The sequence below is a fragment of the Brevundimonas sp. MF30-B genome, from assembly GCF_004683885.1.
Lineage (GTDB): Bacteria > Pseudomonadota > Alphaproteobacteria > Caulobacterales > Caulobacteraceae > Brevundimonas.
The window spans coordinates 2015539-2029583 of record NZ_CP038440.1 but is presented as its reverse complement, the minus strand read 5'-3'; the positions used below and the strand labels follow the sequence as shown (position 1 = coordinate 2029583).

19 protein-coding genes and 1 tRNA gene are annotated in these 14045 nt (G+C 68.0%); 9 read left to right on the top strand and 11 right to left on the bottom strand.

Going from position 1 to position 14045, the window contains the following annotated elements; genetic code table 11:
* Nucleotides 1-59 precede the first annotated feature (59 nt).
* From E4M01_RS10305 to E4M01_RS10295, 3 genes are all read left to right on the top strand, one after another.
* Entirely contained in the window at nt 60-368 is a 309-nt protein-coding gene (locus E4M01_RS10305; protein ID WP_135065129.1) for an integration host factor subunit alpha, read from the top strand.
* 3 nt (nt 369-371) lie between these two features.
* Nucleotides 372-767 (top strand): MerR family transcriptional regulator, encoded by a 396-nt coding sequence (locus E4M01_RS10300; protein WP_135065132.1) that lies wholly within the window; start codon nt 372-374, stop codon nt 765-767.
* Nucleotides 768-829: 62 nt separating this feature from the next.
* A tRNA-Pro gene (locus E4M01_RS10295) sits at nt 830-906 on the top strand.
* A gap of 473 nt (nt 907-1379) precedes the next feature.
* Here E4M01_RS10295 and E4M01_RS10290 read toward each other — a convergent pair.
* The 8 genes from E4M01_RS10290 to E4M01_RS10255 all read right to left on the bottom strand — a co-directional run bounded on the left by E4M01_RS10290 (nt 1380) and on the right by E4M01_RS10255 (nt 5262).
* Entirely contained in the window at nt 1380-1826 is a 447-nt protein-coding gene (locus E4M01_RS10290) for a hypothetical protein (RefSeq protein ID WP_135280328.1), read from the bottom strand.
* 340 nt (nt 1827-2166) lie between these two features.
* Nucleotides 2167-2571: a hypothetical protein gene (locus E4M01_RS10285; RefSeq protein ID WP_135062808.1), complete on the bottom strand. Its 405-nt coding sequence runs from the start codon at nt 2569-2571 to the stop codon at nt 2167-2169.
* Nucleotides 2498-3007: a hypothetical protein gene (locus E4M01_RS10280; RefSeq protein WP_135062810.1), complete on the bottom strand. Its 510-nt coding sequence runs from the start codon at nt 3005-3007 to the stop codon at nt 2498-2500. Before E4M01_RS10280 ends, E4M01_RS10285 begins: the two co-directional genes overlap by 74 nt.
* Before the next feature lie 2 nt (nt 3008-3009).
* The gene (locus E4M01_RS10275; protein WP_135062812.1) at nt 3010-3360 is read right to left on the bottom strand and encodes a hypothetical protein; all 351 of its coding nucleotides are present in this window, start codon (nt 3358-3360) and stop codon (nt 3010-3012) included.
* Between the two features lie 12 nt (nt 3361-3372).
* Complete coding sequence (locus tag E4M01_RS10270) at nt 3373-3849, bottom strand: helix-turn-helix transcriptional regulator (protein WP_135062814.1); 477 nt, start codon at nt 3847-3849, stop codon at nt 3373-3375.
* Nucleotides 3850-3916: 67 nt separating this feature from the next.
* Nucleotides 3917-4321 carry a helix-turn-helix domain-containing protein gene (locus E4M01_RS10265; RefSeq protein WP_135062816.1) on the bottom strand — a complete coding sequence of 135 codons (405 nt, stop codon included), beginning with the start codon at nt 4319-4321 and terminating at the stop codon, nt 3917-3919.
* Nucleotides 4318-4962 carry an SOS response-associated peptidase family protein gene (locus E4M01_RS10260; protein WP_135062818.1) on the bottom strand — a complete coding sequence of 215 codons (645 nt, stop codon included), beginning with the start codon at nt 4960-4962 and terminating at the stop codon, nt 4318-4320. The genes E4M01_RS10265 and E4M01_RS10260 overlap by 4 nt, the downstream gene beginning before the upstream one ends.
* Before the next feature lie 51 nt (nt 4963-5013).
* A complete protein-coding gene (locus E4M01_RS10255) occupies nt 5014-5262 on the bottom strand; it encodes a hypothetical protein (protein WP_135062820.1) in 249 nt (82 codons plus the stop codon).
* Nucleotides 5263-5404: 142 nt separating this feature from the next.
* Between E4M01_RS10255 and E4M01_RS10250 the strand changes: the two genes are divergently transcribed.
* Nucleotides 5405-5902 carry a hypothetical protein gene (locus E4M01_RS10250; protein WP_135280327.1) on the top strand — a complete coding sequence of 166 codons (498 nt, stop codon included), beginning with the start codon at nt 5405-5407 and terminating at the stop codon, nt 5900-5902.
* The gene (locus E4M01_RS10245) at nt 5899-7623 is read left to right on the top strand and encodes a hypothetical protein (RefSeq protein ID WP_167765331.1); all 1725 of its coding nucleotides are present in this window, start codon (nt 5899-5901) and stop codon (nt 7621-7623) included. Before E4M01_RS10250 ends, E4M01_RS10245 begins: the two co-directional genes overlap by 4 nt.
* A 1-nt stretch (nt 7624) precedes the next feature.
* Here E4M01_RS10245 and E4M01_RS10240 read toward each other — a convergent pair whose 3' ends face one another.
* The 3 genes from E4M01_RS10240 to E4M01_RS10230 all read right to left on the bottom strand — a co-directional run bounded on the left by E4M01_RS10240 (nt 7625) and on the right by E4M01_RS10230 (nt 10535).
* Nucleotides 7625-8356 (bottom strand): FkbM family methyltransferase, encoded by a 732-nt coding sequence (locus tag E4M01_RS10240; RefSeq protein WP_135062823.1) that lies wholly within the window; start codon nt 8354-8356, stop codon nt 7625-7627.
* Between the two features lie 373 nt (nt 8357-8729).
* Nucleotides 8730-9422: a Crp/Fnr family transcriptional regulator gene (locus E4M01_RS10235; protein WP_135062824.1), complete on the bottom strand. Its 693-nt coding sequence runs from the start codon at nt 9420-9422 to the stop codon at nt 8730-8732.
* A gap of 312 nt (nt 9423-9734) precedes the next feature.
* Nucleotides 9735-10535 carry an SDR family oxidoreductase gene (locus E4M01_RS10230; RefSeq protein ID WP_135062825.1) on the bottom strand — a complete coding sequence of 267 codons (801 nt, stop codon included), beginning with the start codon at nt 10533-10535 and terminating at the stop codon, nt 9735-9737.
* A 131-nt stretch (nt 10536-10666) separates the two neighbouring features.
* On the opposite strand from E4M01_RS10230, the gene E4M01_RS10225 reads away from it, so the two are divergent.
* From E4M01_RS10225 to E4M01_RS10210, 4 genes are all read left to right on the top strand, one after another.
* Nucleotides 10667-11275 carry an SRPBCC family protein gene (locus E4M01_RS10225; protein WP_135062826.1) on the top strand — a complete coding sequence of 203 codons (609 nt, stop codon included), beginning with the start codon at nt 10667-10669 and terminating at the stop codon, nt 11273-11275.
* A gap of 50 nt (nt 11276-11325) precedes the next feature.
* On the top strand, nt 11326-12507 hold the full coding sequence (locus E4M01_RS10220) for a zinc-dependent alcohol dehydrogenase (protein WP_135062827.1): 1182 nt from the start codon (nt 11326-11328) through the stop codon (nt 12505-12507).
* Between the two features lie 152 nt (nt 12508-12659).
* Nucleotides 12660-13430: a Crp/Fnr family transcriptional regulator gene (locus E4M01_RS10215; protein ID WP_245158213.1), complete on the top strand. Its 771-nt coding sequence runs from the start codon at nt 12660-12662 to the stop codon at nt 13428-13430.
* 76 nt (nt 13431-13506) lie between these two features.
* Nucleotides 13507-14028, top strand: a complete 522-nt coding sequence (locus E4M01_RS10210) for a ferritin-like domain-containing protein (protein WP_245158214.1) — start codon at nt 13507-13509, stop codon at nt 14026-14028.
* Nucleotides 14029-14045 lie beyond the last annotated feature (17 nt).

Sequence of the window (14045 nt, the reverse complement as noted above, 5' to 3'; positions counted from 1 at the left end):
TTTGATTCCCGCCGACTTTGCGTCTTTATGGACGACCGACAGGGATAGGGGGCGACGCCATGGCCGGACAACAGACCGTGACACGGGCCGATCTGTGCGAGGCGGTTCACGAGGACGTGGGCCTGTCGCGCCAGGAATGTTCGTCGATGGTCGAGCGGACGCTGGAGCTGATCGTTGAATCGCTCGAGCGCGGCGAGACGGTCAAGCTTTCGGGGTTCGGCGTGTTCCAGGTGCGCGACAAGCGCGCCCGCATGGGCCGCAATCCTAAAACCGGCGAGCCTGCGGCCATTCACCCCCGCCGCGTCATCAGCTTCCGCGCCTCGCAGATCATGAAGAGCCGGGTGCACGACGCGCCCGCCGCCGACTGATCCATGGCCTCCAAGGGCCCAAACGCCTTTCGCACCATCTCCGAGGCGGCCGATCAGGTCGGCGTTCCCCAGCACGTCCTGCGTTTCTGGGAGACGAAGTTCGCCTTCATCGCACCGATAAAACGCGCGGGCGGTCGGCGATTCTATCGTCCCCAGGACGTGGAGACGCTCAAGGCCGTCAAACGGCTGCTGCACGAGGAAGGCTTCACCATCAAGGGCGTGCAGAAGCTTCACAAGGACGGCGGCCTGGGACGTCTGTTGGGCGAGGCGCCTTCATTGGTCGACTTGGGTTCTCAAGTGGCTGCGCCCTCCTTGACCCGCGACGTCGAGCGGCTGAGACGCGTTCTGGCCGAGATCGAGACCGCTCACGCCCGCTTGGAATCGGCCTTGGCTCGATAAGGGGTCGATCGGACGTTTTTGGGTTTGCGGGGACCGAACGGCCCGGCTATACGACCGCCTCTCGGAGCGTGGCGCAGCCTGGTAGCGCACTTGACTGGGGGTCAAGGGGTCGCAGGTTCGAATCCTGTCGCTCCGACCATTTTCTTCTAAGAAAATGAACACGTTAGAGGGGCCGCTTTTCAGCGGCCCCTTTCTCATTCAGCTATGGGGTCCATATGGGGTCCAACGCTGATTCGCGGTGGTCACGAGCTCGCCTGTGGGTCCGAGGTTGTTCAGAACGTGTCATGACTTTTCACCGCCCCCACAACGGCGGTCGGTTTCAACAGGATCTTGAAGGCGGCTGCTCCAGAGCAGGCCGCTCTCCGATCGGCGCATCTCCTCACTCCAGGCGTGCGGTCGTCCGCGGCCTTTGGATCGCCTAAGGCGTGTCAGTGGCGGGGTTGGTCCAGCGGCAGTCTCAATCTCGCAATCGCGCCAGAGGGAAATCCGATTCGCCACGGGCTTTCTGGTCCAGAGCGCTGGCCAGAACGCTGCATGGCGTTCATCGCGGAGCCTCAGTCGCCATACGTCGGACGGCGGACAGGCCGCCCTGAGAGCGCCGGGTTGCGGCGTTCAGCGCAGAGCCCGCATCTTCTTCATCAGGGCGTTGCGGGCCTGGCGATGAGCGCCAGCCGCTTGATCACGCTCTTTGGCCAGATCGGCTTCGCGCTCGTCTAGGGCGGCTTGGGCCGCCGCCCACTCCTGGTCCAGCCTGTCGGCTTCCGCCTGTAGCGCCTTCCGCCTCTTTTCGGCTGCTGAGGGCGCTGCCGCCTTTTGGGGAGCCGGCCGCCTTCCCAGCCGGCTCTTGTCGATCGCCTCACCCCGTTGGATCACCTCGCCCGGGTCGGCCATCGCCGCGTCGTAGTCCGGCCCGTCATGGATCTCTTTCGCCAGGCCGTCCTTGAAGATGTCGCGGTGCATGCCCCATGCTCGCAGGGCCTTGGCGCGCGACGACGCGGCCACGCTGAAGGCGTGGAAGCCGTCCGACCAGGAAAAGACCTTGAGCCTCGCCTTCGCCATGCGCAGCGTCCGTCTCCGCTATCGGGGCCCATGGTCGATGCGAGCCGGCATGCGCAGGCAACGTCTGGCGACGGCGCTGGTTCGACCTGCCGTGGCGCCGGGTCCGTTGACCATGACTGTCGGTCGTAGTCCGTCAGAAAATAGCCCAGCCGGATGCAATGTCCGTAGACTTCGCTCGGCTGGCCGGGCGGCACGATCTTTGCGCTGGTCGCGCGACCATGTCCCATGCAGAGACCCCGACAGACATCGCCGCACGGGCCCAGGCGCTTTACGACGACACGGATGCGTTGATGGAAGCCCTCATCGAGGCGAACAAGGCGCCCCCTGGCTGGCTGGTCGACTATCGCGTGCGCCTGCGCCTGCTCATTTCCTGCGGAGCAGGCGTGCTTCCGCCGATTCCTGTTGAACTGGCCGGAGAGGGAGCGACCCGGCACTGAGCCGCAGCCGTCGCCGCGGCGGCGTCCTTGATCAGGACCGCCGTCTCGCCGCCGGTGCGCTTCAGCATGAAGTCCAGCACGCGGCCGAGAGCCTCCAGATCCAGGCCGTCCGACCGGCCGCCATCCTCGAGGCAGCCTTGGATGACGGCCAACACCTGCACGGCCCCTATGTCGTCCCGCACGTCCTGGAGCAGCAGGAGTTCTTCGCACCTGTCGAACAGCTTGTCGTCAAACTCATCCGCGTTCAGGCACAGTTTGGCGCGGGTCCAGATCTTGAACAGGTGATCGGGTTTCAGGGTCTCGCCCATGAGATTTTCCACGGTGATGCTGGAGCGCGCGAAATCGCCTGTCGAAGTCGATCTCGACCAGCGCCAGGAAGAGAAGGATTGAGGTGAGGGTCCACAGAGCCCCCCGCACCACGATCCCGGTGTGGGTGGTGAATTCGGATGGAAGCAAGGGCACCAGGGTGGACACGGCCGCCAGCAGCTGGATGGCCGCGGCGAAGATCAGCCACCAACGCGCATGCCGCTCGGCGACCTGCCACAAGGCGACGAACAGCAGTGTATTGGCGAGGCTGATGCCCACCCTCCAGGTGTGGATCTGAAGCCCGAAGATCAGCGGCTCCATGACGATGAAGCCCGCCACCGCGGCCGCCGCGATCCGGTCGAACCGCTCGCCGCGCCACAAGAGCAGCCCCAGTGCGATCAGGTTCGCCCCCAGCAGCATCAGGCTCCAGATCTGCATCCCTACGCCCGCTGCAACTCACCGGTGCGGCGCGGATAGGGGCTCTCCACCACGTCCGGGCCTTTGGGCTCGAGCGGTCCTAGCCGGGTGAAGTCCAACCCCCTGGCGGCCGCGTCTCGCTGGAATCGCGCGTGCGCCTTCACCAGATCGCCGCGCATCGCGATCCCGCCGTTGATGGCGGCCCCGAGATGCATCAGGGCGCCCTGGCCCACGGAGACGTCCAGGCCGGCCTGACGCCTCCCTTCCGCCAGGCTCTGCAGGAATGCGCCGCTGCGCGCCAGGGTCTCGTCCAGCGCATGTTCCAGCGCTTTCAGCTCGTGCGCCGCAGTCGACGCGAAGGTGTTGGGATCCATCGTCCTCTCCGATCATTGTCCGCCGAGACGGATGGCCTGGACCACCTCGAAGCTGACCGCCATGACCGCCAGGGCGCCGCCCAGCAGGATCAGCAGCGCCATCGCAATCGACACGATCAGGATGATGTGCTTCCCCCGGGGCATAGGCGGCGTCCGCCACGGCCCCAGCCTTGCGTAGATCCCGAACAGACCGCGGGTGGCCAATTCGGCGCCATCGCTTCGAGAGGCCTGGCCGGCCGTCGCGACGTCCTGATCTGCGCGGGGTTCGATGCGTGCTGGAAGGCCCCCCGGTAGAGACCCGTAGCGATCCCGCACAAGCCCGTAGGCTTCATCCCGATCCGACACGCCCAGCGCCCGGTAGGCGTTCTGCAGGTGCCACTCGGCCGTACGCGGGCTCAGGCCCATGCGTTGCCCGATCGCCTTGTTGGACAGCCCCTCGGCGGCGAGGCGCAGGGCCTGGAGCTGCTTGCGCGTCAGCCGATCGGGCATGGCCACCTCCTGCTTCACGATAGTCGGGCGTGCGGCCGGCCGTCACCTCGAAAGCCGTTGGCCCGCTCTACTTTTCAACCAGAAGGTCGGCGACGGCCACAAGCACCTTCCGGTCCCTGGCGGACAGGCCGTCGAACAGGCGCGCCAGATCCAGCGCTGGCCGGGACAAGTCCCCCTGTATCCGCGCCGGTGAATGGTCCTCCAGGCCGGATGTGTCCGGGTAGAGGCTCAGGAGCGGCACATCCAGGAACGCTGAGATGCCTAGAAGCGTGGATGCGGCGACGCGGTTCGCCCCGGCTTCATACTTCTGCAGTTGCTGCCACGACTTGCCGATCGCGGCGGCTAGATCCTCGCGGCTCACCCGGCGCTCAATCCTGGCGTCCCTGATTCGCTGGCCTATCGCCGCATCGACGGGCGTCGTCCGCCGGCTGCCAGCCGGGCGTGCAATCCGGTCCCTGGCCTCAGCGCTCATTCCGCCGCCTTCTCTATCTCCAGCGCCCCGTCCGCCAATGGCCGCTGCAGCCCCTTCGCCTCATCCCACAACGCGCGCATCCAGACCTCCTGCTCCTCTGTCGACGTGAGGATCACAGGCATGGCTCGGGGATGGACCGACTTCACCGGCTCGCTGGGGTCGGTCGTCAGGAAGGCGAACAGATCGCAGGTCTCCGGGCCGGTCCTGATCTTGCGGACGCAGGACCATCCCTGCACTTGGACACCGGCGAAAAAGGCCAGGGGCTCCGGGTCGTCTCCGGCCAGCCGGAACCAGACCGGCCGATAGCGGCCCTCGGCGTCGCGGCCCGGTTCGCTGAAGGCCGTGAAGGGGACCAGGCAGCGATGCTCCGGCGCCAGCCAGCGCCGCCAGTGGGGGCTAGCCGTGTTCCGGACATTGGTCACGCCCTTGTCCGTCCTCCTGCCCTCGAGCGCGAAGGCCGGCGACGGCATGCCCCAGCGGGCCGAGGTCAACACGCGTTCGACCCCTTCCCAGCGGACGATCGGCGCGGCGTAGTCGGGATAGACCTCGCCCGGCGCCAGGTTGCCGACCTCCGACCGCATCGCTCTGGCGAGGTCCAGGATGGCCTGCGGGCCGCTGCGCTGACGATAGAGGTTGCACATGCCGCGACCTTCTCACGGGGGAGCGGCTTCGTGGAGTCGGAGCGGCAGGCGTCAGTGCGTGGCGTCGGGCGTGCGCGCCGCCGCCTGGATCGCCGCCATCTTCAGCTGTGACACCCAGATGAGAAGTTCGCGCCAGTTGAATACGAGCGTCTGGACGGACTCGGTGAGATCCGGCTTCTGCGCCTGGAGCGCATAGCGCTCCAGGCGGTCGGCGACCTCCTCCAGCGCCTGGAGGCGGCCGGCTGCGAGGCCCGCTTCGTATCCGGGCAAGTCTTCGATCGACGGCGGCTTGGCGGTCATGGTGGGGCCTCCGGGCGACAGCCAGCCTGACCGGTTTCAGGCTGGACACCCCAGGCTGTAGCGTGCTGTGACCGTCCGGCAAGGGCGGCGCGCGAGATTCTGCAAGTCGAGGCGGTGAGGGACGTGAATGGCGCGGCTACGAGTGCTTCTGGTCGGCGGCGGTTCGCTCGGCGACGAACAAGCCGCCGACCCGGCCATCTCCGCTCGGTGTCTGTCGCTGGCCCATGGGCTGCGCCGGCTCGGTCACGATGCGCGTTGCCTGTCGCAGTGGACGTTCGATCAAGCCGCCGACCGGCTGCTCGGCTTCGACATCTATGGCTTTCATCGTCCGACCCTGACCACGGCCTTCTCCCGAGCCTACCATGACCTCGAACCGAAGGCGGCCGCCACGGTCGACTTCGACGACTTCAGCTTCGACATGCGTCGGATGGCCCAGGATGAACTTCCGCCTTGCTTTTCGACCCTGGATCAGGCGGCACGGTGCGCCGAGGCCCTCAGCCTGTTCACCCGCGGCACTTTCGCAAGCAAGGATCAGCTCGCCCGTGCAGTTGAGATCGCCCCCGGGCTTCAAGGCGTCGTTCTGCCTGGCGATCTGTCCGCAAGGGCGGGGGAATGGCTGGAACTGGCGACGGGCCGATGACCCGCATCCTGGTCTATGCCGAGCCGCTGCCCATCCGCAACCGGTTCGATGAGTTCGCCGACGCCGCGCTGCTGCTAGGCCGCGCCCTCGCCAGCCCGCCCGCCGGGCGTGACCTGCAACTCCGCGTTTTCGGCAACGACGCGGTCATCGACCGCATCACCCGCGAAGATCCACGGCTGGCGACGGCGTGCCTGCGGCCGACGAGGGACGAGCGGAAGGCGATCGGCGAACAGTTCGACCACTGGGGACCGAAGTCCATCGCGGCCTGGAGCGACCTCGTCGCGGGCCGCGGTCCCTTGACCGACTTCTATGAAGCCGTGCTTGAGCGCCTGTATCGCCAGCATCCGTTCGACGTGATCCTCTTGTGGGGAGAGAACGGAGCCGTGCGCCGGTTTGTCGACCGTCGGGGCCTGCTCGCCGTGCATGCAGAGCTCGGCCCCACCCGATCGCCTTTCCAGCCGACCCTGTACTTCGATCCTGAAGGGGTGAACGGAAACGCGTCGCTGCTGCGGGTCCCCGCCGAGGCGATGCGGGTCACGGACTTCGACATCGACGGCTGGCTGGCCGTCCCGCCGAAGCCGGGAGAGGTGTCCCCGCACGACGCGCGCGTGCTGCTGGATCCGGCCCTGGCCGAGCACCTCCCGGAAGGCCCTTTCGTCCTGGCGCCCCTCCAGCTTGCCGACGACCTCAATCTGCTTGTCCACTCGGAGTTTGAAAGCCCGGAAGATTTTTTGCGCCAGCTAGCGCCGGTGGTGCTCGAGGCGGGCTATGACATCGTCGTCAAACCCCACCCCGGGGCCGTCCACCGGCCCTACAACCTGGTGCGCGAAGACCGGGCGCTCGCCTTCGCCCGACGCCTAGGGTCGCGGGTCAAGGTCCTGCCGCGCGACCTGCCGGCGACCGCGAACGCCCACCTCATCTCGCACAGCTCGGCCGTCTGCGCGGTCAACAGTTCAGTGGTCTTTGAGGCGGCGGCCATGGGAAAGCCGGCCTTCTCTCTTGGGCGGGCGGCCTTCGACATCCAAGGCGCGTTCAAGGCTGACGCCGCCCAGCTGGGCGGCCATCTCCGGTCCCTGAGCCCGCCCCCCAGGCAAAGGGAGGCGGTGGCCTTCGGCCTGAGCCGCTACTTTCTGGCCAGGGAGCTGATAACGTCAGACGGGGCGCTTCCGGCCATCATCGATTTCATGTTCGAGACGCGCGACCGTGACCGGTCCGCGCCGGCATACTGGGCCGAATGGGGCGACCGGCTGGCCCGCCTGGGGGCCAGCCAGCGGGGCCCGGATGCTGAGATCTTCATTGGCGGTCAGGCCCTGCGCCGGCCAATCCAGGTGAAGATCGGCGGGCGAACCGTGCAGATGAGCGGACCTGGACCCGAAGGACGCAAGATCACGATGACCCGCACGTCGGGGCGTTTCGCGGGCAATGTGGACGAATGCTCGGTGACCGCAGATCGGCTTCGGATCATCGGATGGTCAGCCGCCAAGGACGGCGACCTCCCTCCGGCCGCTGTGGTCGTCGTGGCGGGAGGCCAGGTTCTGGCGGTCGGATGCGCGGCCGAGGCGCGGCCCGATGTGGCGGCCGTGTTGCAGCAGCCGATGACGCAGCTTTACGGATACCACTTCGAGACAGACTGGACGCAGGAGGCGGGCTGCCCCCTCCAACTCCTTCTTGTGGGGGATCGCGGAGCCGTCGAAGTGGTCGACCTGGCCGCTTCCCTGTGAACTAGCCCCTCTCGAACAGATACATGGGGCTGGTCGGGTGATAACGGTGCGAGTCGAAGGTCTCGGGCGGTCGCAAGTCTAGAGCGTAAGTGTCCAGACGGAGCCCGGCGCGCCGTACAAGAGGGTGGCTGGGCTCGAGCCGATCGCGCACGTCGCTCAGATGCTGATCATAAACTTCGGCGATGACCGCCCGCGGCGGACGCTTGCTCAGGGTTTCGACGGCTCCGCGCAGCGCAGCGACCTCAGCCCCTTCGACATCCATCTTCCAGACATCGTAGGGACCGTCCAGTCGGTCGATCGGCACTGTCGGCACGCGCGTCGAGCGGTTTGCGGTGAAAAGATCCGGGAAGAGTTCCGTCACGTCCTGTGCGAGCGTCGCGCCCTGATTGTGAAGGTCGGACAGACTGAGCTGAGCCCACCCCACTCGATCGGAGACGGCCGCGCCTATGACTTCGATCCGGGGATCGACCGGAATGCGGCGGCTCAGCTCGGGCACGGGTTCTAGGCAGGTCACATGAGCGGCGCCGCGCTGAAGCGCCTCCAAGGCCGTCAGGCCGATATTCGCGCCCATGTCGAGCACGCGGTCGCCGGGCCGCAGCACATGGTCGTACAGGGCGGCGTCGATGTCCCGCTGAGGATATTTCACATCGAGCGCGGCGCAGGCGGCGTATCGCCGCTCGTGAGGCTGAGCGAGGTCGAAAGTGATGGGCACGCCGGCGATTTCGGTCGTCACGACGCCACGATGTCTAAGGTGCTCGACGAGATGATCGATCAACACGGGGCCCGTCCCTTCAGGAGGTGAGCCGCGTTGTTATCGCCGAACCGGTCTCCTCGCCAGCTACAGCGGGAATTTGCGCCGAGCCTGGCGGCTTCCGGTGAACAGTGTGGCGTTGGGTTCTTCGGCCACGGCTCCGGAGACACGGCTTCAACCACCACGCGGCAGGCGAGCGGGCGCAGGCCGATCCCCCGGGGGCGGGGCAAGGGGCGAAGAGCTTGACCCGTCGGTTCGTCCACCTGATGACCACGCCGGACTGTTGCGGTTGGCGGCGCTTTAGGGTGAGGCGCCCAACGGGGGCTTGGTGCATGTAGAAGCCGACGAGGCGGCGTCAGCAGCCGCAGGCGGCCCGGGACAGGCGCTCGGCGCAGAGGACCTTGATCCGTCCGCGACGCAGGCTCACGACCCTGTCCTTCTCCAGCGCCTTGACGGCGGCGTTCACGCTGGTGCGCTGAACGCCCATCGCCTCCGCCATGGCGGACTGGGTGGTGCGGACGTCGGGCCCGCCCGCCTGGAAGAGACGGCGGATCAGGTTGGCAGCGCGCGCCGGGACGGCGTGGACGGCGTGGCAGGCGGACTCCGCCTTCAGCCTGTGAATGCGGTCTACGGCATGGCGGGCGAAGACATGCTCAAGCCAGGCGGCGCCCATGGCGTCACGGAGCCCGATCACCGGCGTCTCGATCCAGCGGCTGTCGAGCAAAGCCAGGCGAAGCCCGCCCGGCGGCGGCGCGAAGGCCGTCTCCCAGCCAAAGGTGGCGCCCGGGCCCATGAGGTCGACGCAGGCCAGTCCGCGATCGTCGAAGGCGGCGAGGGCGCCGCTGAACACGAAGCCGACCACGGGCGAGACCTCCGAGAGGCGGTCGCCGGACGCGCAGGCGCAGGTCCGGCCTTGAGAGCGCACCACGTCGCGCAGGGGGGCGGGCAGAAGGCGCAGGACGGGGTGGTGGTCGAGCATGTCGTCCGTCACGCCCCAGGGTGCGGGACCGGCGCGCGCCGCTGGCGAAGGGTCCAAACCGTCGAGCATGCCGTGACCCTGAGGGGTCCGACACGGTGCCGCATTCACATGGGTTAGTCGGCCGCCCCGCTGTGGCGAGCGGACCGGAGAGGCGGCGGAGCGAGGCAGGCGTCGTCAGGCCGGACGTCGGCGCAGGTTCAAGGCGCGCGGTTCCGTCGAGAGAACCGGCCCAGGGCGAGGCCCTCCTGGCCCTTTTGATGGAACAGGCGGACTCATGGGCCTGAGGGGTCGACGTCGTACACGGGGAAGGGCCGGCACGACGGCGCGCCGGCCTGGACGGCCCCAGCCCGCCAAGCCCGCGCATCTTCAATTCGCGGCCCGTCAGGCCTTCGGCTCGGCCATCCTGCGGTGCTGCTCGGCCAGCACTGATTGCGGGGTGACGGCGGCCATGGCGGCCTGCATCTTGTTGCCCAGCCCGGCCACCACGTCTCCGACGCCGTCTTGCATGGCCCTGTAACCGGTGCGGGCCACCTGGGCGGGGTCGGCCTTGTGGTCGCTCTGGCCGACCGAAGTGTCCAGCATGCCAGCGCGCGCGAAGAAGGCGGTGTCGGTGGGGCCCGGCATCAGGCATGTGACCGTGACGCCCGTGTCCTTTAATTCGTTGCGCAGGGCGAAAGAGAAGCTGTCCACAAAGGCCTTGCTGGCGTTGTAGACGGCCTGGAAACTGCCGGGGATCAGGCCGGCGATGGAGCCGGTCAGCAGGACCCGGCCCTCGCCGCGATCGCGCATCGCTGGGATCAGCCGATGCAGCAGGGCGATCGTGCCCGTGATGTTGGTGGCGATGACATGGCGGATGTCGTCCCACTGCTGGTCAAGAAAGGCGTGTCCAAGACCGTGGCCCGCGTTCGCCGCCAGGGCGTCGAGGGCACGCGCGCCAACCACTTGGCACAAGGCGTCGACGCCCTCGGGCGTGGCCAGGTCCGCCTGGACCGTCTCCACCCGCGCGCCCAGGTCCTCGGCGATGCGGCGGGCCTCGTCCAGGGGGGTGTCGGCCGCCAGCACCAGATCGAAACCGTCTTCGGCGAAGCAGCGGGCCAGCTCCAGTCCGATGCCGGTGGAGGCGCCCGTCACAAGGGCCAGGGGACGGGCGGCGGAGGCCAAGGCAGAGGGGGTGTCGGTCATTGCGGGGTCCTGGTCGGTGCGCCCGACCAACCCGATCGGGCGTCAGGTGTTCCGTATTCGACCCTGGGGGGCGGGCAGGGAACGTCCCGGCGGGGCGTCGGTTGGCTTGGCGAACCGCAAGGATCCTGCTCATGCCCCAGACTTCCATCCAGACCTCGACCGCGACCCCAGCCGGTCCGGACACGCCGGTCACAGACGCCGTGGTCGAACCGACCGCCTTCCTCGACAGGGACCTGCACGAGGGCGACTACGGTTCCGACAGCGTGCGGGCCGTGCTGATCAACCGGCCCCGCGACGCCCTGTACGCCTACTGGCGCGATTTCCGGAACCTGCCGACCTTCATGGAGACCCTGAACGAAGTCCGGGTGTCGGATACCCGACAGTCGACCTGGATTGTCGAGGGCCCTGGCGGAGGGGATGTCGAATTGACCTCCGAGATCACCGAGGACCGGGCAGGCGAATACATCGCCTGGCGCGCCGCAGAGGGCTCCGATATCGACCACGAGGGATGGATCGGGTTCCGCGACAACGCCTTCGGCCGCGGCACGGAGGTCAGGCTGTTCATCAGCTACGACCCGCCGGCCGGCGTCGTTGGCAAGGTGGTCGCCAAGGTTCTGCAGCGCGAGCCCCGGATCCAGGCCCGGCGGGAGTTGCGACGCTTCAAGCAGCTGATGGAGACCGGTGAAGTCTCCACCTCGCGCGCGCCCGACGCCGCGCCGCGCGGTCCGCGTCACCTCTGAGGGCGGACTCAACCCCCCAACCTTTTCAGCCTTTTTTCAAGGAGCCGCCCATGCGCGCCCTCACCTGGCACGGCAAACACAACGTCCAAGTCGACACCGTGCCCGATCCGCAGATCATCAACCCGCGCGACGCCATCATCCGCATTACCGCCACGGCCATCTGCGGCTCGGACCTGCACCTGTACGACAGCTACATCCCGGGCATGTCCAACGGCGACATCCTGGGCCACGAATTCATGGGCGTGGTCGAGGAGGTGGGACGCGGCAACACCTCGCTCAGGAAGGGCGACCGGGTCGTGGTGCCGTTCGTCATCGCCTGCGGTCAGTGCTTCTTCTGCGAGAAGTCCATGCCGGCGGCCTGCGACAATTCCAATCCGGCCGACAAGGCGGACGCGACGGAGATCGCGTACGGCCAGTCGGTGGCGGGCCTGTTCGGCTATTCGCACCTGACGGGGGGGTATGCGGGCGGCCAGGCCGAATATGCGCGCGTGCCCTATTCCGACTACGGGCCGATCAAGATCCCCGAAGGCGTTGAGGACGAGCGCGTCCTGTTCCTGTCCGACATCTTCCCGACCGGCTGGATGGCGGCGGAGAACTGCCAGATCGAGCCGGGCGACACGGTGGCCGTCTGGGGCTGTGGCCCGGTCGGCCTGTTCGCAATCAAGAGCGCCCTTCTCCAGGGCGCAGGCCGGGTCATCGCCATCGACCACCATCCCAACCGCCTGGCCCTGGCGCGCGCAAACGGCGCAGAGATCCTCGACTATCACGAGGTGAAGGTGCGCGAGGCCCTGCTGGAGATGACGGCCGGGCTGGGACCGGACAGCTGCATCGACGCGGTCGGCATGGAGGCGCACGGCTTCTCTCCCGACAATGTGGTCGACGCCATCAAGACCACGACCCGCATTGGAACCGACCGGACCCATGTCCTGCGAGAGACCATCATGGCGGTCCGAAAGGGGGGGACGGTGTCCGTGCCGGGCGTCTACGGCGGCATGGCCGACAAGTGGCCGGTCGGCGCCTTCATGGAGAAGGGCCTGACCCTCAAGACGGGGCAGACCCACGTCCAGCGTTACCTGCCCCGACTGCTGGAGATGATCCTGGAGGGCCGGATCGACACGACCGATCTGATCAGCCACCGGCTGCCGCTGGAGCGGGCGGCCGACGGCTACAAGAACTTCAAGGAGAACCAGAACGAATGGACCAAGGTCGTGCTCCTTCCGGGCCTGACCTGAGCCGGACGCTCCCGGCCGACGCCCGGCCGGAAGACGGCCCCGGGGCCTGACCCAAGGTGCCGGACCGGGCTTGGGGCGCCGTCCGCCAGGTCGGGCGTGGACGGGACTAACCTATGTAAGGGAGGGGCTGGCGGCTGGCGTGCTGTTGCTGGATGCAGATGCCGAATCAGCCCTTCCAACCTGCGCCAGCAGCCTCTGCGACGACCGCGCTCGAACGCGCCCTCTCCAGCCACGAGACCCTGGACGGGGCCGGGCTGGCGGCGGTGCGCGCGGGATTCGCCGGATCCGTCGAACTGCTCCACTGCCCAGGCGCGGATCTGACCGCGGAGTTCCGGCGCTCGGCCGCTCGACTGGTGGTGCGGGGCTGGATCGCGCGGGGCGCCGCCCTGGCGGACGGCCGGCGCCAGATTGTCGGGCTGCACCTGCCCGGCGACGTCATGGCCGCTCCGGCGGCGAACGAGACGGATCTGGCCGTCTGGACTCTGACCGAGGCGTCCACCGCCTGCGCCGAGCGCTTCTGGCGGGACGCCGAGACGGCGCGGGCGGCCGGGCAGGGCATCGGGCCGGCCTGGAACGCCCTGAGGGCGGCCGAGCGCAGCCGGCTCGTCCACCAGATCGTACGCCTGGGGCGTCTCAGCGCCTTCGAGCGGACGGCCCATCTTCTGGTCGAGCTGCATGACCGCCAGGTGCGCGTCGGCCTGGCCCCGCAGGGCGAGATCGCCCTGCCGCTGACCCAGGACGTCCTCGCCGACATCCTGGGGCTGAGCGTGGTGCACATGAACCGCACCCTGCAGCAGATGCGCCGCCGCGGACTGATCTCCTACCAGGGCGGGCGGGTCCTTCTGCCGGATCTCGCCGCCCTTGAGCAGGCCGGGCGACTGGGCCGCCCCGAGGCGCCGGACGGCCGGGACCGGGTGTCCTAGGGGTTCGTTTTCCGACATTCGGGGCCCATCCGCCCTTCCGACCGGTTGGCTTTCGACAGCCGACAAGGAGAAGACGATGCCCCCCATGGACGACGACATCTGGCGCGAGGTTTTCGTGACCGGCTTGAAGAATGCGCACGGCATGGAGCACCAGGCCCTGGCGCTCATGGACCGGCAGATCGAGCGCATCCGGAATTTCGACGAGGTGGCCGAGACGCTCAGGGCGCACCGGCTGGAGACGGAAAACCAGATCGTTCGGCTGGAGGCGGTGCTGGACGGGTTCGACGAGAAGCCGTCGGGCCTGAAGGACGCCGCCCTGTCGCTGGGCGGATCGATGGCGGCCCTCGGGCACGTCTTCGCCGAGGACGAGATCCTCAAGAACGCCTTCGCCAACTTCGCCTTCGAGAATTATGAGGCCGCCGCCTATCGGGGCCTCATCGTCCTGGCCGAGCGGGGCGGCGTCCAGGCCGCCCTCGATCCGCTCCAGGCCACGCTCGAGGAGGAACTGCGCATGGCCCGGTGGGTCGAGGACAGCCTCCCCCTGTTGGTCGACAAACATCTGGAACTGCGCCGCCTGGGCGAGAACGCGAGCCGCTAGGCCGCAGAAGGACCTTT

Coding starts and splice junctions, on each gene's coding strand:
- E4M01_RS10245 (WP_167765331.1), top strand. CDS start 5,899: ATGACCCGCATCCTGGTCTATGCCGAGCCGCTGCCCATCCGCAACCGG.
- E4M01_RS10305 (WP_135065129.1), top strand. CDS start 60: ATGGCCGGACAACAGACCGTGACACGGGCCGATCTGTGCGAGGCGGTT.
- E4M01_RS10280 (WP_135062810.1), bottom strand. CDS start 3,007: ATGCAGATCTGGAGCCTGATGCTGCTGGGGGCGAACCTGATCGCACTG.
- E4M01_RS10255 (WP_135062820.1), bottom strand. CDS start 5,262: ATGACCGCCAAGCCGCCGTCGATCGAAGACTTGCCCGGATACGAAGCG.
- E4M01_RS10265 (WP_135062816.1), bottom strand. CDS start 4,321: ATGAGCGCTGAGGCCAGGGACCGGATTGCACGCCCGGCTGGCAGCCGG.
- E4M01_RS10230 (WP_135062825.1), bottom strand. CDS start 10,535: ATGACCGACACCCCCTCTGCCTTGGCCTCCGCCGCCCGTCCCCTGGCC.
- E4M01_RS10260 (WP_135062818.1), bottom strand. CDS start 4,962: ATGTGCAACCTCTATCGTCAGCGCAGCGGCCCGCAGGCCATCCTGGAC.
- E4M01_RS10300 (WP_135065132.1), top strand. CDS start 372: ATGGCCTCCAAGGGCCCAAACGCCTTTCGCACCATCTCCGAGGCGGCC.
- E4M01_RS10285 (WP_135062808.1), bottom strand. CDS start 2,571: ATGGGCGAGACCCTGAAACCCGATCACCTGTTCAAGATCTGGACCCGC.
- E4M01_RS10225 (WP_135062826.1), top strand. CDS start 10,667: ATGCCCCAGACTTCCATCCAGACCTCGACCGCGACCCCAGCCGGTCCG.
- E4M01_RS10235 (WP_135062824.1), bottom strand. CDS start 9,422: ATGCTCGACGGTTTGGACCCTTCGCCAGCGGCGCGCGCCGGTCCCGCA.
- E4M01_RS10215 (WP_245158213.1), top strand. CDS start 12,660: ATGCAGATGCCGAATCAGCCCTTCCAACCTGCGCCAGCAGCCTCTGCG.
- E4M01_RS10220 (WP_135062827.1), top strand. CDS start 11,326: ATGCGCGCCCTCACCTGGCACGGCAAACACAACGTCCAAGTCGACACC.
- E4M01_RS10290 (WP_135280328.1), bottom strand. CDS start 1,826: ATGGCGAAGGCGAGGCTCAAGGTCTTTTCCTGGTCGGACGGCTTCCAC.
- E4M01_RS10210 (WP_245158214.1), top strand. CDS start 13,507: ATGCCCCCCATGGACGACGACATCTGGCGCGAGGTTTTCGTGACCGGC.
- E4M01_RS10275 (WP_135062812.1), bottom strand. CDS start 3,360: ATGGATCCCAACACCTTCGCGTCGACTGCGGCGCACGAGCTGAAAGCG.
- E4M01_RS10270 (WP_135062814.1), bottom strand. CDS start 3,849: ATGCCCGATCGGCTGACGCGCAAGCAGCTCCAGGCCCTGCGCCTCGCC.